Annotated in this window: 18 protein-coding genes; 14 read left to right on the top strand and 4 right to left on the bottom strand. The window is 35.7% G+C overall.

Going from position 1 to position 21,889, the window contains the following annotated elements; translation table 11 throughout:
- Window positions 1–185 precede the first annotated feature (185 nt).
- From ACFOWA_RS11815 to ACFOWA_RS11805, 3 genes are read right to left on the bottom strand one after another with little or no spacing between them, the layout of a single operon-like run.
- Window positions 186–677: a gliding motility lipoprotein GldH gene (locus ACFOWA_RS11815; RefSeq protein WP_378985352.1), complete on the bottom strand. Its 492-nt coding sequence runs from the start codon at window positions 675–677 to the stop codon at window positions 186–188.
- Window positions 646–2,076 carry a PSP1 domain-containing protein gene (locus tag ACFOWA_RS11810; RefSeq protein WP_378985350.1) on the bottom strand — a complete coding sequence of 477 codons (1,431 nt, stop codon included), beginning with the start codon at window positions 2,074–2,076 and terminating at the stop codon, window positions 646–648. The genes ACFOWA_RS11815 and ACFOWA_RS11810 overlap by 32 nt, the downstream gene beginning before the upstream one ends.
- Window positions 2,077–2,078: 2 nt before the next feature.
- A complete protein-coding gene (locus ACFOWA_RS11805) occupies window positions 2,079–3,227 on the bottom strand; it encodes a DNA polymerase III subunit (RefSeq protein WP_378985348.1) in 1,149 nt (382 codons plus the stop codon).
- Between the two features lie 204 nt (window positions 3,228–3,431).
- Here ACFOWA_RS11805 and ACFOWA_RS11800 point away from each other — a divergent pair, with 204 nt between their 5' ends.
- From ACFOWA_RS11800 to ACFOWA_RS11765, 8 genes are all read left to right on the top strand, one after another.
- The gene (locus tag ACFOWA_RS11800; protein WP_378985346.1) at window positions 3,432–5,855 is read left to right on the top strand and encodes an outer membrane beta-barrel protein; all 2,424 of its coding nucleotides are present in this window, start codon (window positions 3,432–3,434) and stop codon (window positions 5,853–5,855) included.
- 128 nt (window positions 5,856–5,983) lie between these two features.
- Window positions 5,984–6,400 (top strand): Holliday junction resolvase RuvX, encoded by a 417-nt coding sequence (gene ruvX / locus ACFOWA_RS11795; protein WP_378985344.1) that lies wholly within the window; start codon window positions 5,984–5,986, stop codon window positions 6,398–6,400.
- 9 nt (window positions 6,401–6,409) lie between these two features.
- Window positions 6,410–7,045, top strand: a complete 636-nt coding sequence (locus tag ACFOWA_RS11790) for an O-methyltransferase (protein ID WP_378985342.1) — start codon at window positions 6,410–6,412, stop codon at window positions 7,043–7,045.
- A gap of 94 nt (window positions 7,046–7,139) precedes the next feature.
- Window positions 7,140–7,817, top strand: a complete 678-nt coding sequence (locus ACFOWA_RS11785; RefSeq protein WP_378985340.1) for a glucosaminidase domain and LysM peptidoglycan-binding domain-containing protein — start codon at window positions 7,140–7,142, stop codon at window positions 7,815–7,817.
- Between the two features lie 29 nt (window positions 7,818–7,846).
- The gene (locus ACFOWA_RS11780; protein ID WP_378985338.1) at window positions 7,847–8,683 is read left to right on the top strand and encodes a glucosaminidase domain-containing protein; all 837 of its coding nucleotides are present in this window, start codon (window positions 7,847–7,849) and stop codon (window positions 8,681–8,683) included.
- A gap of 48 nt (window positions 8,684–8,731) precedes the next feature.
- Entirely contained in the window at window positions 8,732–9,484 is a 753-nt protein-coding gene (locus tag ACFOWA_RS11775) for a hypothetical protein (RefSeq protein WP_378985336.1), read from the top strand.
- Window positions 9,481–9,816 carry a hypothetical protein gene (locus ACFOWA_RS11770; protein ID WP_378985334.1) on the top strand — a complete coding sequence of 112 codons (336 nt, stop codon included), beginning with the start codon at window positions 9,481–9,483 and terminating at the stop codon, window positions 9,814–9,816. Before ACFOWA_RS11775 ends, ACFOWA_RS11770 begins: the two co-directional genes overlap by 4 nt.
- Before the next feature lie 113 nt (window positions 9,817–9,929).
- The gene (locus tag ACFOWA_RS11765; protein WP_378985332.1) at window positions 9,930–10,928 is read left to right on the top strand and encodes a DUF3078 domain-containing protein; all 999 of its coding nucleotides are present in this window, start codon (window positions 9,930–9,932) and stop codon (window positions 10,926–10,928) included.
- A gap of 323 nt (window positions 10,929–11,251) precedes the next feature.
- Here the strand turns inward: ACFOWA_RS11765 and ACFOWA_RS11760 are convergent, their stop codons facing one another.
- A complete protein-coding gene (locus ACFOWA_RS11760) occupies window positions 11,252–13,675 on the bottom strand; it encodes a DUF5916 domain-containing protein (RefSeq protein ID WP_378985330.1) in 2,424 nt (807 codons plus the stop codon).
- 952 nt (window positions 13,676–14,627) lie between these two features.
- Here ACFOWA_RS11760 and ffh point away from each other — a divergent pair.
- The 6 genes from ffh to ACFOWA_RS11730 all read left to right on the top strand — a co-directional run bounded on the left by ffh (window position 14,628) and on the right by ACFOWA_RS11730 (window position 21,888).
- Entirely contained in the window at window positions 14,628–15,965 is a 1,338-nt protein-coding gene (gene ffh, locus ACFOWA_RS11755; protein WP_378985328.1) for a signal recognition particle protein, read from the top strand.
- A 400-nt stretch (window positions 15,966–16,365) separates the two neighbouring features.
- Complete coding sequence (locus tag ACFOWA_RS11750) at window positions 16,366–17,904, top strand: YifB family Mg chelatase-like AAA ATPase (protein WP_378985326.1); 1,539 nt, start codon at window positions 16,366–16,368, stop codon at window positions 17,902–17,904.
- 22 nt (window positions 17,905–17,926) lie between these two features.
- Window positions 17,927–18,754 (top strand): toxin-antitoxin system YwqK family antitoxin, encoded by an 828-nt coding sequence (locus tag ACFOWA_RS11745; RefSeq protein ID WP_378985324.1) that lies wholly within the window; start codon window positions 17,927–17,929, stop codon window positions 18,752–18,754.
- Between the two features lie 412 nt (window positions 18,755–19,166).
- The gene (locus ACFOWA_RS11740) at window positions 19,167–19,835 is read left to right on the top strand and encodes a hypothetical protein (RefSeq protein WP_378985322.1); all 669 of its coding nucleotides are present in this window, start codon (window positions 19,167–19,169) and stop codon (window positions 19,833–19,835) included.
- 74 nt (window positions 19,836–19,909) lie between these two features.
- Window positions 19,910–20,728 carry a hypothetical protein gene (locus tag ACFOWA_RS11735; RefSeq protein WP_378985320.1) on the top strand — a complete coding sequence of 273 codons (819 nt, stop codon included), beginning with the start codon at window positions 19,910–19,912 and terminating at the stop codon, window positions 20,726–20,728.
- Between the two features lie 23 nt (window positions 20,729–20,751).
- Complete coding sequence (locus tag ACFOWA_RS11730) at window positions 20,752–21,888, top strand: hypothetical protein (protein ID WP_378985318.1); 1,137 nt, start codon at window positions 20,752–20,754, stop codon at window positions 21,886–21,888.
- The last annotated feature ends 1 nt before the right edge of the window (window position 21,889 follow it).

Raw genomic sequence — 21,889 nt, 5'->3', positions numbered from 1 at the left:
AATTAGTGCTTTTAGTAAAATATTAGCTTAAGCACCCTTTCCGTTATTGCGAGGTACGAAGCAATCTATTTAGCACGAGAGATTGCTTCAGCTCACACATATCTAGCTTTGCAATGACGACTATTATTTTTCAATGCCTACAACTATTGTAAGAGGCCTTTTTAATAATCTATTTAAATTAGCAACTATTTCACTTCGCTTACCAAAACACCAACATCAGCTATTTCAAGCAGTGGGTTATCTCTCATATTCTGTTCAACTTCCACTTCAAACTTGCCTGCATGAGCAAACTTATAGTTGGTTAGCATCGGAAGCGTGTAGTTGAATACATTTCCAGATCCACTACCCAACCATTCGCCATCATTTTTGGCTAATTTATATTGATAACGTTTTGTATTGATTTGCTTGCCATCTTTAAAATGAGCCATGATAAAGATATTTGCATAGCGATAATCGGCTGTGTGCCTTAGTTTGAAATAGATATTATATGGTTTCGCATTATCTTTTATCTCGAACTGAACCTTTATTTTGTTACGATAAGTCCATTTGCGCTCTGGGATTTCGACATTACTATCGATGATGCTGTTCGTACAACCCGAAAAAAGCAGTACAAATAACATTAAAACCAATAAGAAATTTGGTTTCTTATTCAGCAGCCGGCTTATTATCTGAACCATTGGTATTGTTTCGGCGATTATTGTTTTTCCTTCTGTTATTTCTATTCTTATTCTTGCTAGGTTGTGCGGTTTGTTCTCCACCTTCAACCTGTAAACCTTCTACTTTTGCAACCACATTTTTAGGGGCTTGTTGTTGTTGAGGTTTTGGTGTGTTTTGTGGCCTTGCATTTTGCTGTTGAGGATTTTGAGGTTTTGGTTGCGCAGATTTTTCTACGTTTGGAACCCTTTCTCTCTTGTTCTGAGTATTATTCTTATTGTTTTTTTGATTTCTGTTCTGGTTGTTGTTTTTATTTTTAGAACGTTCATCTAATCGGGTTAAGCTGTCTTGTCCAACTACGTTTTCGTAATCAAAAGATTTTTCTACAATTACTGGTGCTGCAATTTGAATGGCTTCTTCTTTTAAATTAGGCGCTTTTTTACCTGCCTTATTCATTACCATAATTTCTTTAACACGAGCCGCAGCAACCGGAATCCAGTTTTCATCGCCCTGGTAACTGAACCACATAATTTTTTTAAAAATATCTGTCTTTTGGTGACGAGCATAACCAGCTTCGGTATCTAAATTTTCAATCCTATCGGGGATGTCTTTCAATGCATCTAAATAGGTATCCAATTCGTAGTTTAAGCAGCATTTTAACTTACCACATTGTCCGGCCAACTTAAGTGTGTTTAAAGATAGGTTTTGGTAACGAGCCGCAGCTGTAGATACAGTTTTAAAATTGGTTAACCATGTAGAGCAGCATAACTCGCGACCGCAAGATCCAATTCCACCTAAACGACCAGCTTCCTGGCGCATTCCAATTTGGCGCATTTCGATACGAATTCGAAAATTTTCAGCCATTTTCTTTATCAACTCGCGAAAATCTACCCGTCCATCGGCTGTATAAAAAAATGTAGCCTTTGTTTTATCGGCCTGATAATCTACATCACTAATTTTCATTTGTAAACGTAAATCTAATGCCAGCTTACGGGCTTTGTGCATGGTTTCCCATTCCATTTCCTTTGCAGCATTCCATTTTTCAACATCAGCTTCTGTAGCCTTGCGATAAATCTTTTTAGTAACCTGATCTAAAGGAGTTTTACGTCGCTTCATTTGCACACGAACCAACTCACCCGTTAACGATACATGCCCAACATCAAAACCACCAGTTGGGCCTTCTACAGCAACCAACTCACCAATTTCTAAGTAAATGTTATCATTATTTAGAAAAAATTCTTTTCTAGAACCTTTAAATTTTATTTCTGTAACCTGAAAAGGTTTATAGCTAGAGGGCATATCCAGGTTGGATAGCCAATCGTGTACTTCCATTGTTTGGCAACCACCGGTGCCGCATGAGCCATTGCTCTTGCATCCATTAGGGGTGCAACCACCACCTGTTGAACAACTTCCACATCCCATAATTAATTGTATATATATTGAGTCCCCGCGGGGAGCGTTTTAAACTTTATAATTTTAACCAATTGTAAAGATACATCTAAAAACAGAATTTTAGGGTTTGCATTTCTTTCAATGTGGTAATGTGCCTTCTCCAGCTCGGCAATAATTGCTTCTGCCATAGGCAAGGTAAGTACATGCGTACTCAATTTTTTTGCAGTTTCGAGTGTTAAAGGTGGTAGTTTTACCATAGCCTCTGCACCACTAATAATTAAACAGCATTCACGTAAATAGTTAATGCCATATTTTAAAAAGTTCTTTTGATTTTCCCTTCCCCATTTGGCAGCAACTTCCGTAAAATCGATTAATTCTGGCACTTTGTTACTAAAACCGTTGCGCAGCCAACTTGTAAATATCCCTGAGCTATCATTTTGATTATCGGCAGCTAAGGCTTTCGCTTCAATTAAGTTTCCATCGGTTAAAAAAGAATAATCTGATGCTTGATTTTCGGTTAAGCCACTATGCTCGAGCAAGAATTGAGAAACTTCGTGGTTGGTTAACTTTGGGATTTTGACTATTTGAGTTCTAGATAAAATTGTGCTAAGTATTTGATCCTGACTTTGAGCCACCAAGATAAACAGTGTATTTGCTGGTGGTTCTTCAATCAATTTTAATAAAGCATTTCCAGATTTATCTAAGTATTCTGGCAGCCACATAATTAAAACTTTTGTTTCTGCTTCAAAAGCTTTATAACTTAATTTTTTGATAATATCATGGCATTCAGCAATTGGAATATTGGCTTGTTTATTTGCTGCCTCCAGTTTAGAACGCCATATATCCATATCGAAATAAGCATCTTGAAGCAACATACTTCGCCATTCTTCAAGAACATCTACAGCGGTTTTTATACTGGTAGAAGCAAAAAACGGATACGAAAAGTGCAAATCAGGATGAATTAAACGCTCATATTTTCTGCAACTAGAACATACACCACAACTATCTTCTTCTCCTTTATCTAAACAGTTAATGTATTGGGCGTAGGCTAATGCTAAGGGCAAAGCACCAGAACCAACAGGCGACAAAAAAAGTTGCGCATGGCTAACCCGGTTTTCTTTTACCGTTTGCACCAATTGTTGCTTAATTCTTTGCTGACCTATAATTTCTTTAAACTGCATTTGGTGCAAAATAAGAAATAGATATGAAATGTTAGCGATGTGGCATAAAATTTTGACTTTGTATAAACTGCGCTTATTAAATTCTGACGAAAAAAATCATGACAAACTGCAGAACATTTAATCAGTTTGTATTGCCTTATATACTTGTATTTCATTATATTTGAAACCCAATTCAACCTAGCTAACTAACTATTTATTTCAAGAATGTCCTTTTCGAAGTCTATGTTATTGCTTTTTTTATTGCTCTCAACAATAACAAGCTTTAGCCAGAAAAAAGCAAGAACGATTAAAATATTTGTTCTAAACGAGAAAAATTTACCTTTTGCAAATGCAACAGTAGAGCTTTTATTGGCAAAAAACTCATCTTTAATAAAATCTGCCAAAACGGATAATAAAGGCTTGGCTGTTTTCAATCAACCTATTCAAGGTAATTACGTTTTCAAAGTTAAAGCAGTTGGTTATGAATCTCATAAAACATCGACTATTAAATCACCGTTTTCGCTTTCTGTTATCAATATTAAAATATTGCCCAGCAACCAGGTTTTAAAAGAAGTTACGGTAGCAGGAAATAAACCCATCATCCAACATTTAAGAGGCAAGATTGTGCTTAACGTAGCAGCATCTGTCACAAATACTGGAACTTCGGTATTAGAGTTATTAGAAAAATCGCCAGGTGTAATGATTGATAAAGATGGCAATATAAGTTTGCAGGGAAAATCTACAGTATTGGTAATGATTGATGAAAAACCAACCTATTTATCGGGAAGCGACCTAACAAATATGTTGAGCAATATGAACTCAGCGCAAGTAAATCAAATTGAGCTTATAACCAATCCATCGGCAAAATATGATGCAAGCGGGAATGGTGGCATAATTAATATTAAAACAAAAAAGAATACCGAGGAAGGCTTTAATGGCTCGATTAACATTATTGGAGGATGGAGCCGGGATTACAAAAACAACAATAGCTTGCTTGTAAATTATAAAAAAGGTAAAGTAAATGCTTATGCAACAGCAAGCTACAATACCAATAATAATTTTACAGATATTGTTGCACATAGAAGTTATTTTGGGCAAAACAATACTATAACAGGCCTGCTCGACCAAAATACTGCGATAGCAAGCTTAACGCACTATAAGTTTTTAAAAACGGGTGTAGATATTTATGCTACAAAGAATACTATAATTGGGCTATCGGTTAGCGGCACTTTAATTAAAAGAGATGGAACCAGTGATGCAATTGCAACCTGGAAAAAAGCTTCAGGAAGTATAGATTCTGCTGTTTCTACAACGAGTAACAGCGATTACAAGTTTAGAAATGGAGCCGCAAATGTAAATTTAAAACATGCGATTAAGGCCAATCAGGATTTATCTATTGATTTAGATTTGCTAAGGTATCGAATTAATAACGATCAAATATTTACCAACCGGCTTCTGACTAATAATGGTTATGTTCAGGGTACAGAGATTAATATTCCATCAACCATAAAAATTTTCTCTGCGAAAGCAGATCATGTGGTTCATTTTAAAAAAAATACTCAGTTAGAATCTGGCCTTAAAGTTTCTTCAATTAGCACAGATAACATTGCAGATTATGTTAACACCAATGCTGCTATTCGAACAATTGATTTAAACAGAAGTAATCATTTTCAATACAAAGAAAACATTAGTGCTTTTTACAGCAGCATAGAGCATAGAGGCGGAAAAATGAATGCTCAAATTGGGTTACGCTACGAACATACAGATTATGATGCGCATCAGTTAGGAAATAGTTTAAAACCAGATTCATCCTTTTCTCGAACTTACGGAAGTTTATTTCCTTCGGGATATATAAGTTATACCATAGATACTTTAAACGCATTAACCTTAACAGCAAGCCGGAGGATAGATCGACCTGCTTATCAAAAGTTAAATCCATTCGTTTTTATAATTAATAAATATACACTACAAAGAGGCAATCCCTTCATTTTACCGCAATACAGTTGGAATATGGAAATTAGCCATCAGTTTAAACAGCTACTGACTACAACCATTTCGTACAGTTTTATTAGTAACTATTTTTCGCAATTATTTCTTTCTGAAGGAACAAATATTTTGATTTACACAGATGGAAACGTTGGTAGGATGAATAATCTTGGTGTTTCGGTGTCACTTCAATTTTCACCAATGAAATGGTGGTCGTTTAATGGTCAGGGAAATTTCAATTATAAAAAGCTAGATGGTTATCAAAACATAAGTTATCAATCATCTATAAATCAGTTTCAGTTTAGTGCTAGCAACCAATTTAGAATAGTAAAAACTTTATCTGCAGAACTTTCCGGGTTTTACATCACTAAAGCTAGAAACGATTTACAAGAACTGCTTTACCCAACTGGTCAAGTTTCGGCAGGAGTATCAAAATCGATATTTAAAGGTAAGGGAAGTTTAAAATTTAGTGCTCGCGATATTTTCTTTACTCAAGCTATGGAAGGATTAACAGATTTCCCACAGGCACAAGAGTATTTTAAATTAACGAGAGACAGCAGGCTTTTTGTCTTGAGTTTTAATTATAGGTTTGGCAAGCCTTTAAAAGCAATAAAACGCTCCAATGGTGGCGCAACTGAAGAAATGAAAAGAGCGGGTTCTTAGTTATAATAAAGAACTGCCATCTCAAAATAAATTTGAATTAGAGAATTCTAAAGTCTTAGATTCATGCCCAATCTGCATAAAAACCTGTATTCTTAAAAAACCTTACCTTTGAGGCTTTTATATTTTATATGGCTAGAATTCTTGCTTTTGATTACGGAACAAAACGTATTGGTATTGCAGTAACCGACCCGTTGCAAATTATAGCAACAGGTTTAGATACTGTACACCCAAATCATGCTATAGAATTTATACAAAAATATTTGCTCACAGAACAAGTTGAAGCCTTTGTTATCGGCGACCCAAAGCAAATGGATGGTTCCGATTCTGACTCAAAACAGCATGCAAAAGGATTTTCTACTTTGTTAAAAAAAGCATTTCCAGACATTCCTCAGCATTGGGTTGATGAACGTTTTACATCAAAAATGGCCCAGCAAACCATTATGCAAAGCGGATTAAAAAAATCAGACAGACAGAATAAAGCCAGAGTAGATACCATAGCGGCAACCATAATTTTACAATATTTTATGGAAACCAACCGTTTATAACCAAATAAAATGAGCCTGATAAACGACGATTTACAAAATCTGCTAATTAGCTATTGCGAACCTGAAAGCGAGTTGCTTCAAAAAATCGACCGCGAAACCAATCTTAAAGTCTTAATGCCAAGAATGCTATCTGGCCATTATCAAGGCAGGGTTTTAAGCATGCTTAGTAAAATGATTGCCCCTAAAAGAATTTTAGAGATTGGCACATTTACCGGTTATGCAACACTTTGTTTGGCAGAAGGTTTAACAAATGATGGCATCATTTACACTTTAGATATCAATGCAGAATTAGAAGACATGGTTCGTGCTAATTTCGAGCGCTCTGCTTATCAAGATAAAATTAAATACATTTTGGGCGATGCTACAAAAACTATAGATACGTTAAACGAGGTTTTTGATATCGTTTTTATTGATGCAGATAAGAAAAACAATGGCACTTATTATGATTTGATTTTTGAACGGGTGCGCCAAGGGGGAATAATTATAGTTGATAATGTATTATGGAGTGGAAAAGTACTACAAGATAAACAAGATAAAGACACACAAAATATTACTAATTTTAATGATAAAATAGCTGCAGATGAGCGGGTTGAGCAATTAATTCTTCCAGTTAGAGATGGTTTATTTATTATTAGAAAAAAATAAATTTGTTTCTGCCAATTAAATAGACAGAAGGGAGATTTTAACTAACCAAATTTTTAATCGCATAAAGACCAATCATGATGATAATGTTAATGAAATGAAAAAAATATTAACCATTTGTTTTTTCTTGTTTACGGTTATCGTTGCAAAAACACAAAGCACAGAAGATTATATTGTAACACACGTTCCGTTTGCACAAAGCTTGATGCGAGATCATAAAATTCCTGCAAGTTTAACTTTGGCAGTTGCCATTCACGAATCTGCTTCTGGAAATAGTAAAATTGCACAACATTTAAATAATCATTTCGGCGTAAAAGGTCCAAATAACAACGATGATATCCGCTCCGCATACCGCGATTATGAAAGTGCTGATGAATCTTACAGCCATTTTGTAGAAATTATGGAAACTCGTTCGCCCTTTAATAACCTGTTTACAAAATATGACCAATATGATTATAAAGGCTGGGCAAGAGGAATTCAACGATGCGGATATGCACACAGCAGAACATGGGCAAGCCAGGTTATTGCATTAATTAAAAAATATGAGTTATATCAATTCGACGAACGCCCTGAAGATTATGTAGAGCCTGTTTATATAACAAAAACTTACCGTAAAAAGACCGTAAAACGAAAAACTACAAATACTTACACGGTTAAGCCAGGAGATAATTTAAGCATCATTGCCGACAAAAAAGGTACAACGGTAAAAACGCTAATGCAAAAAAACGGACTGAAAAAAGCTAATTTAAAACCAGGACAAAAAATCAAGTTGTAAATTCGCCAACTATGCCTTATTCCAAAAATATGAAAATACCATACATCTATTTTGCTTTATTTGTTCTGCTAGCAAGTTCTTGCAGTACACGTAAATACGTCAAAAACAATAAACAGATAGAAAAAGCATCTAATAAAGCCAACAACAATACTTACAAGAGCTATAATACCCTTAGCTATATTGATGAATTTAAGGGAGTTGCTGTAGAAGAAATGAACGCATACGGTATTCCGGCTAGTATAACCTTAGCTCAGGGCATTTTAGAATCGGGGAGTGGAAATAGCGATTTAGCTAAATATGCAAATAATCACTTCGGAATTAAATGCACATCAGACTGGAAAGGAAAAAATTATTTTAGAGATGATGATCAGAAAAACGATTGTTTTAGGGTGTATAAAGATGCAAGAGAATCATTTAAAGATCATTCAGCATTTTTAAAACGCAAGCGATATAGTGCGCTTTTTGAATTGGATAAAAATGATTACAAAAGCTGGGCTTTAGGCTTAAAACAAGCTGGCTATGCAACCAATCCAAAATATCCCGATTTATTAATTAATACAATAGAAAAATATCAGTTGTACCAATACGATCAATCGGAAACGGAGAAGCAGAAAATTGCCCGAGAAGACAAGGTTTTTACAGAAATCAATCAAAATATCCCACAAGAAAAAGTAAAGTTTACACCGGTAGATACCCCTCCACCAGGCGCTAAACCTATATTAGCAGATGGAACTTATACCGTAATAAAAGGCGATACACTTTATAATATCGCAAAACGTTTTAATATTAGTATAGACGATTTAAAAACTTTAAACAACATGACTACCGATGCAATTAAACTTGGCCAGGTATTGAAGGTTAAATAATGTTAATCGAACCTGTTGCTGCCTGTTAAATTGTAGCTTTGTTATCCAATGAAATTTTTAATAGTTTTTTTTACATTCTTGAGTCTTTCGGCCATGCTGTATGCACAAACAAAACCTGTGCAAGGCGTGGTAATAGATAAAGAAACCAAGCAACGCTTAGCTAAAGTTTACATTTACAATACCCGAAGTGGCGATGGGCTTTATAATACCACCAAAGGTGAGTTTAGTACATTTGCTATTCCAGGTGATACTTTAGTGGCTGCACTTGCTGGTTATGGGGTTGATACGGTAGTTTTTAAAGGTCAGCCGGCAGCATATTTTCAATTAAAATCTTTAGGTATCCGTTTAAGGGATGTTTTAATTCAACAGAAAAAATTATCACCACAAGAGCAATACGAAAAAACCATTAAGGAATATCGTTATGCAACCCTTAGAGGAAGCAGCAAAAACTTATTAAGTATTGGCAACGGCGGTGTGGGTTTAGGTATCGATGCCATTTACAATCTTTTAAGCAGGCAAGGGAAAAATGCCCGCCACTTGCAAAAAATACTTGAAAAAGATTATCGTGAAGATATGATTGACTATCGCTTTACACCTGGGTTGGTACAGCAGGTTTTGGGAATAAAAGAGCCGGAGTTAAAAGATTTTATGCAACAATATCGCCCAACTTATCAGTTTGTATTAGATGCGACTGATTATGCGTTTAATCTTTTCATCAAGAACGCGTACAAAAGTTACAGATTAAATCCACAGGCTTTAAGATTGCCCACATTGCCTCAGCTTAGTATTGATAAACTGTGAAAGCACCAATTTTAATTGTAAGAAAGTTACCCGCTGCCGGGATGGCAATTTTTCCTTTTATTCTGTTAAAAAAGCAAGCCTACAAGGGTGATACTCAAATCATTAATCACGAAAAAATCCACCTTCGGCAACAATTAGAATTATTGATACTGCCATTCTACATCCTGTATCTTTTTAATTATTTCTTTAACCTCATCAAATATAAAAACCACTATTTAGCTTACCGAAAAATTATTTTTGAACAAGAGGCTTACGATAATGAACATGATTTGAGTTACCTTAAAAATGGTAGTTGGTTCAGTTGGTTAAGCTATTTTAAGTGGACAATTTAAGTTGCACACTGTAATAACTTTTATCAACAGAAATGAAAAAAATTTATCTGTTAATGTAAAATCATTAGGTTAAACTTTTAATCTCTAATTAATTTTCTTTTTATTTGTAACCAATGAAGAATTTTTTAGCCTGCCTGATTATTATTTTAAGCCTAAGTTCTGCAAAATTATATGCTCAGGAGATTGATACAATTCCAATCAATACGAAAGATTTAAATATTAAGCTCAAGCGCAGTCCGTTGCCAAGCAGAACATTGCCCCTTTCTTTCGAACCGGTAAAGCTTCGCCCAGCTGTTGTAAATGCAAAAGTTAATTATTGGAAAACAAAAACTGCTATTGCAATCAACATCAATCAGGCCCAATTTAGCGATAATTGGCAAGGTGGTGGCGTAAACTCTTTGGCTGTTGGCGGCTTGCTAAACTACAAAGCCGAATACAATAAAAACAGCTATAGTTATGTAACCGAGCTAATTCTACAATATGGAAAAGTAAAAAACCGTGGTCAACTACAAAAGAAAACCAACGACCGTATATTTTGGGATAACAAGGCGTCTTTTCAATTATCAAAAAACTGGTATTTTTTCGGGTCGTTAAACTTCGAGTCGCAGTTTGATAATGGTTATTCATACACTACAGTTAACGGTTCTGAAACCGCTACACTGATTTCAAGATTTATGGGTCCGGGTTATTTAACCGAATCAATAGGTTTTGAATATAAACCAAACAAGTATTTCTCTACAAGAATTGGTACTGGAACGGCAAGACAAACCTTTGTTCTGGATAGAAATTTGTATAAAACCAATCCAAAAAATTTCGGGGTAGATACAGGCAAAGTTTTTAGAAATGAACTCGCTTTCCAGATTGTAGGGGCATTTGATAAAGATATTTTTACAAATACTAATTTAAAAGCACGTTATGCCATGTTTATTCCTTACGAAAATATCGGTTGGCTACAAATAGATCATAGACTGGATGTAGCCTTAACAGCTAAAATTAACCGCTTTATGAATACCAGCTTAACAGGTGTTGTACTGTTCGATAAAGATACCAATCCAAAAGTACAAGCCAGCCAAACACTAGCGCTGGGCTTTGCGTTTGTGTTCCCGAGGTAGTAAAATCAAAAGATTTTCTGAGGAATGTTTCGCTTAAAGGCGTAGAAGTTTTTTTGTTTACCTCACCCTAGCAACGGTTTAACTGTGGCAACAGTTGTGCGGTCCATCTCCTTCAAGAGAGGGATTTAACAGAAAATAAATATATGGGTTCAAAACACTAAATTTCGTTTCCCTCTCTTTAACGATAGGTATGCAGTTAATTATCAATAAACCAAAACTATTCAAAGGGTGAGATTAGAAAGGTGTCGCCACGGAAAGCACTGAAAAAAGTTGTGTTTTTTCGAGCAAAGCCGAGGAATCTTTTCTCGTATTTTACCTCACTTTCAAATCTTTTTGTGTTTGCTTTTCAAATCCAAATAATCTACATAGTATAATACTTTAACCGATAAGCTATTATTTTGAGGAGAGGATAAAATCCCGCTGAGGTTTTTATTGTAACGTTGAGTGTAATATGTATCGTAAGTTTCTGCAGCATCTTTGTAAGAAAGTGAAAGCGTACTTCCAGGAGCAAATTGCCAAGTGTAAATCAAATCGATGTTAAATACATTATAGTTACGGTCTGTACCCGTTAAGGTTGTCCCTTGGTAATTGGTTAAGTTACCATCAGGTTTTAAGAGAAAGAAATCTTTATTTCTTCTATCGCTCCAATAATGTCTAAGTACAACAGTAAAACCCATTAAATTTGTAAAGGTATATTTTGCATCAAATGAATTTTCAACCGTTCGTCTATCATATTTTGAAAAAATAGCTTGAGTACCTTGCGAAGTGACCCAGTTTACAAAATCATAGTTCGGATTGAAGTTTAAATCCAATCCAAATGCGATTTTATCATTCACTCTTAAATTTTGGAAAAGGTAAAAATTGTACGATTTACCCTTAAAAAGTTGCTGTTCCTGAAAGCGGATATTACCACCAAAATTATAAGCCTTTGCCCTATTTGGGTTTATGTATAATCCAATGCTATAACTTTCTGGCACCTTATAAATTTGTCCGTTTCTCGCTTCATAAAAGTCGTTTCGCTTCGCATCGTAATTGGCATTTATTTCTGCCGACCATAAATTTTTAAACCTCACATAAGAACCTGTTTCTATGCCATAGCTTTGATAATCGCCAGGTGTAACCCGCCTTGAATACGACATGTTAAACCAGTTCTGCCATTCGTTATACCACTTGCTAGGTTTAAAAACATTGTAGCCTAAACCAATACGTTGGTCTAAAAAGTTATTATTGGTAAAAAAGCCCATATCCGATGGGTCAAATTTATCATCAGCAAATACCTGATTATAACTCCAGGTAAAGTTGCCGCTTTGCTTTCCAAAACGCAGGGTGTAACTATAACCTGTGCTTATTTCTTCGCCGCGTAAATAACTCATTTTAGCTCCGCCATTAATAAAATACTTATTGTCTTTATTATTCAAATTGAACAGCAAAGCACTAACATTTGCATCATAAGCACTGCCCTGCCGCAAAACATTTGTATTAATAAACGTTGCCGAACTGTTGTTTTTTAACGATTGGTCGAAAACTAAGATGTTATAATTTGTAAGTGGTTGTGTTTCTACATTCCGAAGGTTTCCATTCGCATCTTCAACTTCAGTTTGCATACTATTTGTAATTGCATTAAAAATACCAATACCTAAACCCTTGGCGGTACGCCCCGAAATTTTAGTGGCATTTAATACTTTTGCTTCAGTTTGGTCTTTAATAATTTTATCATCGTTATTTACACCCGAGTAATTGTAATATGATGGAATAGAGCCAATACGCTTAGAATAAAATAAATCACCCTTGTTAAAAAGTTCGGTTCCTTCGGTAAAAAACTGCCGGTTTTCATTAAATTTTACTTCGAAAGGTGTGAGGTTTAAAATCCGGTTATCAGATTGTACCTGACCAAAATCTGGCACCAAAGTCATATCCAAAGTAAAGCTGTTATTAATGCCATATTTAACATCCATACCGCCATTAAACCTAGCTGTAGTATTTTTTACACCCGGAATATTTGCCGGATAATGATTCGCATAAGCAGAAATGTAAGGCGAAAATGAAAGTCGCAAAGGCGGCTTAATATCTTTAATTCCAGTAAATAATCCCTCCTGATTAATAAAACCATTTACTTTCGGATCTACAAAATTCCAGAAAGTTTGTATGTTGGTTCTTTGAATCCTTCTGCTAAAATTTAAGCCCCAATTTTGAACATCTTTGCTCGAAAAGCGTAATGCCGAATAAGGAATTTTCATTTCGCACGTCCAACCCAAATCATCTATTTTTACTGCGCTTTCCCATACGGCATTCCAATTTGGGTCTTCATCTCCAACTTGCGAATATTTCGCATCAAACTGCACGCCGGCTGCTGTTACAAAAAAACCGTTACCATTCATTTTATCGTAAAACGGGTCAACAATAATGGATATAAAATCTGCATTACCAATATTATCCCGAGAAACCAATTCATGCGAAACGCTATCTTTATCATCGTACATTCGGGCATAAACGTAAAGGGCAACATCGTCATACATCAGTTTCATCTCTGTCCGCCTTTCTTTTGTTTCAACTCTTCCAGGTACCGGGCGTATTTCAAAAAAATCTGTTGCTATTGGTACGTTTACCCAACAAGCATCATTTAAAACGCCATCAATTTTTGGCACTTCAACAGTTCTTACAGCAGCTAATTGTTTCTGTTTTGCAGGGTCTTGAGCATAAGAAAGTGTGTAAGCTAGAAACAGAAAGAGCGTTAAAAAGAATTTCATAGGTTTGGTTTAGTTCACATAAGACTACCGTCATAAAGAAATGTTGCACGAAAGCGGAAATTGATTTTGAAGTTTCGAATGTTTTTGAACAAAATCCCTTGAAAACTTTGAATTAATTCGATTTTAATTGCACCTATTTTTAACGGTTTGCAACAAACCATAGTTATTAAACCCGACAGTAGCGGGCATACCAATGTTTTATCGGTATAAAGCGAATGGCGGGACTGCTGACCTCCATTAGCAGTAGCTTTAATTTCCAAAAATTAGACCTTTAAATCAAAATTCATTTTATAAAATCCCTTATTTTTTGGAGCGCAATGCTTCTGCATATCAATTAATTTCTTCCTGTGTTCCGCTTGTACACTTTGCATCGTCGTACCTCCTCGCTGCAGGGTACCGCTACACCCAAGGCTAGGTGGCTAAAGCAGTAATAATTTTTTTCGGTTTGAAACAAGCCAATGTTCTTAAACCCGACAGCAGCGTGCATACCGATTTTTCATCGGTATAAAGCGGAATGGCGGGACTGCTGACCTCCATAAGCAGTAGCTTTAATTTCCAAAAATTAGACCTTTAAATCAAAATTAATTTTATAAAATCCTTTATTTTTTGGGGCGCAATGCTTTTGCATATCAATTAATTTCTCCCTGTGTTCCACTTGTACACTTTGCATCGTCGTACCTCCTCGCTGCAGGGTACCGCTACACCCAGGGCTAGGTGGCTAAAGCAGTAATAATTTTTCACGGTTTGCAACAAGCCAATGTTCTTAAACCCGACAGCAGTCTGCCAAATACAAATGACCGTTTATTTCCAAAAATTAATCCTTCGCATTCGTTCAATTAACATTTTTGCCTTTGAGTTGCAAAGATTTACAACCAAAATTTGATACATTTGCGTTTCAATAAAAAACAAGTGGCTTTTGCTTTATTGCATTTAGCCAATAGCTTATAAAAAGATGTTTGATAATTTACAGGACAAGCTAGACAGAGCATTTAAGGTATTAAAAGGGCAAGGTAGTATTACGGAAATTAACGTGGCAGAAACCATGAAAGAAATCCGTAAAGCACTATTGGATGCCGATGTTAACTATAAAACCGCCAAAGCATTTACAGATGATGTAAGGCAAAAAGCATTGGGGCAAAACGTATTAACAGCGGTTTCGCCGGGGCAATTGCTTACCAAAATAATGAACGATGAACTTGCCGCTTTAATGGGTGGCGAAGTTACGGAGTTAGAGACAAAGGCAAATCCAACCATTATATTAATTGCTGGTTTAAACGGAGCGGGTAAAACCACTTTCGCTGGTAAATTGGCTTTACATTTAAAAGGTAAAGGCAAAAAACCTTTGTTGGTTGCTGGTGATATGTATCGGCCTGCGGCGGTTGACCAGTTAGAGGTTTTAGGAACTTCGGTTGGGGTTTCTGTTTATGCTAACCGCGATTCTAAAGACCCTGTTGCAATTGCTTTAGAAGGTATTGCGCATGGTAAACAGCAAGGAAACAATGTAATTATTATCGATACCGCCGGTCGTTTAGCGATTGACGAATCTTTAATGAACGAAATATCGGAAGTTAAAGCGAAAACACAGCCGCACGAAATTTTATTCGTTGTGGATTCGATGACCGGGCAAGATGCAGTAAATACAGCAAAAGTATTTAATGACAGGTTAGACTTTACCGGTGTTGTTTTAACCAAATTGGATGGCGATACCCGCGGTGGTGCTGCGCTTTCTATCAAATCGGTTGTAAACAAGCCAATTAAATTTATTGGTACTGGCGAGAAGATGGAGGCACTGGATGTTTTCTATCCAGACCGTATGGCATCGCGTATTTTGGGTATGGGTGATGTAGTTTCGCTTGTTGAACGTGCTCAAATGCAGTTTGACGAGAAAGAGGCTGCAGAATTACAAAAGAAAATCCGCAAGAATAAATTCGATTTTAACGATTTCTATAACCAGATTCAGCAAATTAAGAAGATGGGTAACATGAAAGATTTGATGGGCATGATACCAGGTGTAGGTAAAATGATGAAGAATGTTGAAATTGAAGATGATGCATTTAAATCTATCGAATCGATTATTCAATCGATGACGCCTTTTGAAAAAGAAAACCCTGATAGCATTCAACAAAGTCGCCGCTTAAGGATTGCAAAAGGCTCTGGTCGTAAAATTGAAGAGGTTACCAAGCTTATAAAACAGTTTGAGGATATGCGTAAGATGATGAAACAATTTTCTAACCCTGCCGCAGCTGCAGCAATGATGAAAAATATGCCGAAAATGCCTCAAGGAAGGTAGTTTAGACTTTAAGACTTAGCGAAGGTAGCATATAGTAGATATTCGAATCCTAATCAGAAATGGTTGGGATTTTTTGTGGAATTAGTTTTTCTGTTGGCATCGTCTACTTCATTGCAGTTGGTTTCAACCAACGGAAAAGATTAGGGCAATAATTAGAGATTAAACCTATAAGGTTTTAAAAACCTTATAGGTTTGGAAAATTTCATGACAAGCTCTTATTATATCAATGTTTTCTTCGCACCATACATTTCATTGCCGTTGGTTTCAACTAACCGAAAAGATTAGAGTTTGAATAAATAATTAGAATTTATATTATCTAAACAATTCTTATATTAGCCACAACAATCAATTATTCATCCCCGAATAATATAACATCCCAACATTTTCAAGGAATTTTTTAATGCTTGTAAAAACTTATGGGAGTGCCGTTTACGGAGTAAATGCTTTAACAATAACTATCGAAATAAGCATAAGCGCAGGCAACAAATATTTTATGGTTGGCCTGCCCGATAATGCAGTTAAAGAAAGCTTGCAGCGGGTAGAAAGTGCGATACATGTTTCTGGTTTCCGTATGCCTCGGCAAAAAATTGTAGTTAATCTAGCTCCGGCAGATATTAGAAAAGAGGGTTCTGCCTACGATTTACCTATCGCAATTGGCATACTTGCTGCATCAGGTCAAATTCCGGCGGATGAATTAGAAAACTATTTTATTATGGGCGAACTATCTTTAGATGGAAGTATCCAACCCATAAAAGGAGCTTTGCCTATTGCCATACAAGCGCAGGAAGATGGTTTTAAAGGCTTTATTCTGCCAAAACAAAACGTTCGCGAGGCAGCCATTGTAGATGGACTAATTTCTTATGGCGTAGAAACTTTGGAGCAGGTTATTGCCTTTTTCAATAAAAGTGAGCCGTTAGAACAAATAAAAATTAACACCAAAGAAGAAGTTCTTAAAAATATTGGCAATTACGAGCACGATTTTGCTGATGTTAAAGGACAGGAAAACATCAAACGAGCTTTGGAAATTGCCGCCGCAGGCGGTCATAACGTAATTCTTATTGGTCCGCCGGGAGCGGGAAAAACCATGTTAGCTAAACGCTTACCAACCATTTTACCTCCTTTAAATTTATATGAGGCATTAGAAACAACAAAAATTCACTCTGTTGCAGGCAAACTTTCGGCAGCAGATGCATTAATGACGGTTAGGCCATATCGTTCGCCGCATCATACCATTTCTGATGTTGCCTTGGTTGGAGGAGGAATGAACCCGCAGCCGGGGGAAATCTCTTTGGCACACAACGGCGTTCTGTTTCTAGATGAATTACCAGAGTTTAAAAGAACCGTTTTAGAAGTAATGCGGCAACCGTTGGAAGATAGAAAGGTTGCTATTTCAAGAGCGAGATTTTCTGTTGAATACCCTGCAAGTTTCATGTTAGTCGCGTCGATGAATCCCTGCCCTTGTGGTTTCTATAACCACCCCGAAAAGGAATGTGTTTGTGCACCAGGTGTGGTTCAAAAATACCTAAGCAAAATTTCAGGACCATTATTAGATAGGATTGATTTGCATGTGGAGGTTACTCCCGTCAATTTCACGGAGCTTGCATCATCCCGCGAAGCGGAAAAAAGTGAGCTCATTAGAGCTAGAGTAATTAAGGCAAGAGAAATTCAAGATCATCGCTTTGCAGATAAAGACGATTTGCATTACAATGCCCAGATGAGTACAAAAATGGTTCGCAAGGTTTGCCAGATTAGTGATGCCGGAACAACGTTATTAAAATCTGCAATGGAGCGTTTAGGTTTATCAGCCCGTGCTTACGACCGCATCTTAAAAGTAGCCCGAACCATTGCCGATTTAGATGGGAGCGAAAATGTAGAATTGGAGCATCTGGCAGAGTCTATAAATTACAGAAGTTTGGACAGAGATGGATGGGCAGGGTAGATTTAATTATTAAAATTATTATATGAAAATCATTTTAACACTAGCATTAGCTTTATTGTTATTCACAAGCCCGAGTCTATTAGCGCAAATGCCTGAAGAAATCCAGTGGAAACATCTCCAAAAAAAATACAATACTGATAGCAGCGAATTGGTGCTAAGCCTGAATAACAAACCCTTACAAGGTCAGTATAAAATACCTTTTGATGAAGGCGGCTTTGCACTTTACAACATAAAAAATGGCTTTATTACTGGCGAAGCATTTTGGTATTCGCAAGGCGGAAGAATGGAATGTAAGCTTAATTACAAAAATGGTGTTCGCAATGGTTTAAAGGAGAATTATGACAACCAAGGTAAAGTTTGGCTTAGACAGGAATATAAAAACGGGAAGAAAAACGGAATAAGCGAAATGTATAACAATGGCAAACTCACCAATAAAACCGGGTATTTGGCTGATAAAAGAAATGGACTATCGGCAAGCTATTCGGATGGGAAAATTATCTCAGAAACGTATTACCTAAATGATTTACGAGATGGAACATCGAAAAATTACGATTCGAATGGTAAAGTAAGTTTAGAAATTAGTTACAAAAATGACAAAAGAAATGGCATCTATAGGGTGTATAATGATGGCCAAATCATGACGGAAACGAATTACCAAAATGATTTGCAAAATGGTTTATCAACAACTTATTCATTAGGCAAAAAAACTATGGATGCCGAATTTTTGAATGGGAGACGCCACGGGATTTCGCGGATGTACAAACCTGATGGCGCTGTTCTATTTACCAGCTACTATTTAAATGGGGAAAAGGTTTCGGAGGGAGAGTATAGACAATCATTAAAGAATTAATTGTCAGTAGAAATGAAAGATGCCTATCTAAATTTTATAACGCTAACAATTGTGCTGCTTATTTCTGCTTGCGACACAACTTTATCGACTAAAGATAAGGCATCATACAAAGTTAGCCAAGAAAAGCTATAGCAGATTTTATTAATATAACTGCAATAGACAAAGCAGAGGTGAGCAATAATTACGGCTCATTTCTTCTTAACCATAAACAGCTTTACAATTTTAAAACTGCACTTAAAAAATTAAGTTATGAGCCAAACCAAGATATAAAGGTTGGTGCAAAAGCAGCAGTTCTTTTCATCAAAAACAAAAAAATATGTGTTAGTAACCAGAACTAACGGAGATATGGCGGAAATAACAATAGATAACCAAGCTTTGGTATTTAAAATGAATGGTTTAAACCTTGACAATTATGAGAAGAATTAGTTTTATCGCAATGATTATGTTGTCCGTTTTGGCTTGCAAAAATCGGGAAAATAAAACAGTAGAAGAGCCAAATGATAGTATTGAAACACAAATTTTAGACAATGCAAAAGATACTTCAAATACCCAATTGGTTAATAACTATATCGAAGTTAATACTTGGGTTGATGATTTAAAGAACTTTAGGCAGGCTCTCTATACAAAAGACATAGCAAAACTTAAAACCTACTTTATTTTCCCGTATGATGGCGATAAATCAAGTATTTGGTCGCAAATGTCGTTCAATGACGTAGAGATAGCTGCCAGAAAATCGAAATACGTTAAGCCTGAATTGTTTTATGCAGAGGATTTTAATAAATACTTTGATATTATTTTCAATGCTGATTTTGTAAAAACCATTATGAAAATAAAAACATCGCAATTGTACAGCAAACATCACTCAGAAACACCTCAGTTTATTGCCGATGAACAGACTTATGAAATGATAGCAGATTACAATAAAGAACAAAATGTATTGCAGCTAAATATGAGTTATGACAATAATAGCCTAGATGAAAACGGTGAAAAGGTAAGCGAGGGCGAACACAATGTGATCTATATTTTTGATGTAATTGATGGGAAGAATATCATTTTTAAAAAGCTTGAATTAGCTGGATAAAAGATATTAAAAATAAACTCATTTTAACTCAAAATCAAGCAATTTCTTGAGAGATATCAAAACCATTAACGCATATGAAACTATTCAACTTTTGTATAATCATTATTGCCTTTGCTACCAGTTGTGATGCAAAGCCAAAACCTTTAAAAACAGCTCAAATCCAATTAAAAAATATTTCAAAATTTGATGAAAACATCAAAACCATTCATGTTTTTGTAGCACTTTGTGATAATAAATACCAAGGAATTGTACCTGTTCCAAAAGCCATTGGCAACGGACAAGATCCAGCAAATAACCTGTATTGGGGTTGTGCTTACGGCGTAAAAACTTATTTCAAAAAGAGCAAGGAATGGAAGCTTATAGCAACGAAGAAGCTGGATAAGATACGAATGGAGCGTTTGGTTTTTAAGCACATCAGTAAAAATTATTACCTCGTAGCTGATGCTTACGATGGCCAATACATTAAAAAAACAACTGCCGATTTTTTATACAGTGCAGCCGGACAATTAAAAGATATCATCAAAATTAACAACACCACAATTGGTATTAACGGCAATGCAAAAATGGTTGCCTATGTTGGCCACGATGGTTTAATGGATTTTCAACTAAATGAAAATTTTAGCAATGCCGATGGTAAAAAACGTGATGCGATAATTTTAGCCTGCATTAGTAAGAAATATTTTGCTCCACATTTAGCGCTGGCAAAAGCAAATCCATTGGTTTGGACAACAGGACTTATGGCTCCAGAAGCTTATATTTCACATGATGCCTTGAGCAGTTATGTTGCTGGAGGCACTGCAGAACAATTACGTACTAAGACAGCCTTAGCTTACACCAAATATCAAAAATGTGGTGTAAAAGCATCAAGAAATTTATTGGTAAGCGGCTATTAATTTCAAAAAAACATCAACTAAATATGAAAAAAACAATTTTTACAATTTTACTTTTCGCGATAGCAAATTTTACGTTTTCACAGCAGAAATACTATGCGTTTAGCATTAATGGCAAACACGGCATTACCGATACTTTGGGCAGCGAAGTGATTAAACCAATTTATAAATACCGAGTTATCATACCAGCTAAAAACCAGATTTACCTACAAGATTTCAGCGAAAAACGCGACATTATTTTTAATGCAAAAACAGGCAAAAAAGATCTCTATGAAAGTGTTTATAACAATTGGGTTGAGATTAAAAATGTGCCTTATTCTGTAATAAGAGTTAAGGATAGGAAATTTTTGCTGAGCGAAGAAACAGATAAAACCATTCCATTTAGCAGAGATTACGATGAGTTTTATAACGTGGGAAACTACATTATTGCTAGCTATTATGCACAAGAGCCTTATTCACCAGGCAGTAAAGATAAAAACGGAAAGCTTTTACCACCGCACGTTAGAGAGCTGAAAAAGCACTATGCAGTACTTGCAAACGATGAAAGCCTTAAAACTATTGTTGATAAGGGTTTTGATAAATACTTGCCACTTTATAAAAGACCTGATGAAGCGAAAGAGGAAGGAATTGCTACAGTTGTAACAGTTACGCTTAAACAAATAAATGTTAATCCAAACTTCGATTATATAGTCTTGAGCCAAGGCAATAACCACAAATTATATAATGACAAAATGGTTTTGGTTAAAGCATTTGTTTTACAAAAGGCAGATACAGAAATGCTAGTAGCGTTTTGTAGAAAAACGTTGAAAGTTAATCTTAACGACACCCCAGAAAATGGTTATGGACCAACTTTTAGCGCACCGCCAATGGATGGTAGGATTTCTAAAAAAGCTAGCGAAGATTTGGTAGAAAAAAAACCATTCGTATCCTATTTCTACATTAAAAAATTAGAAAATGGCAATACCATATTTGCCTTGAAAGAAATAAGCAAACGCATTTTTGAGGCCAACTCAAAAATGGAAGTAAGACTTTTTGAAAAGAAAAATTTGATAACTATAAGCATTGATGGAGAAGAGCTAAGTGAATTTAATTACAACCCAAAAACAGGAGAGATTTATTTGCCAAAAGCATATTTCTCCGAGTTAGGTTTAACGATTTTATAAA

This window comes from Pedobacter lithocola, from assembly GCF_042650845.1.
Lineage (GTDB): Bacteria > Bacteroidota > Bacteroidia > Sphingobacteriales > Sphingobacteriaceae > Pedobacter > Pedobacter lithocola.
The sequence above is the reverse complement of the archived record's forward strand: the minus strand, read 5'-3'. Positions and strand labels throughout refer to the sequence as shown.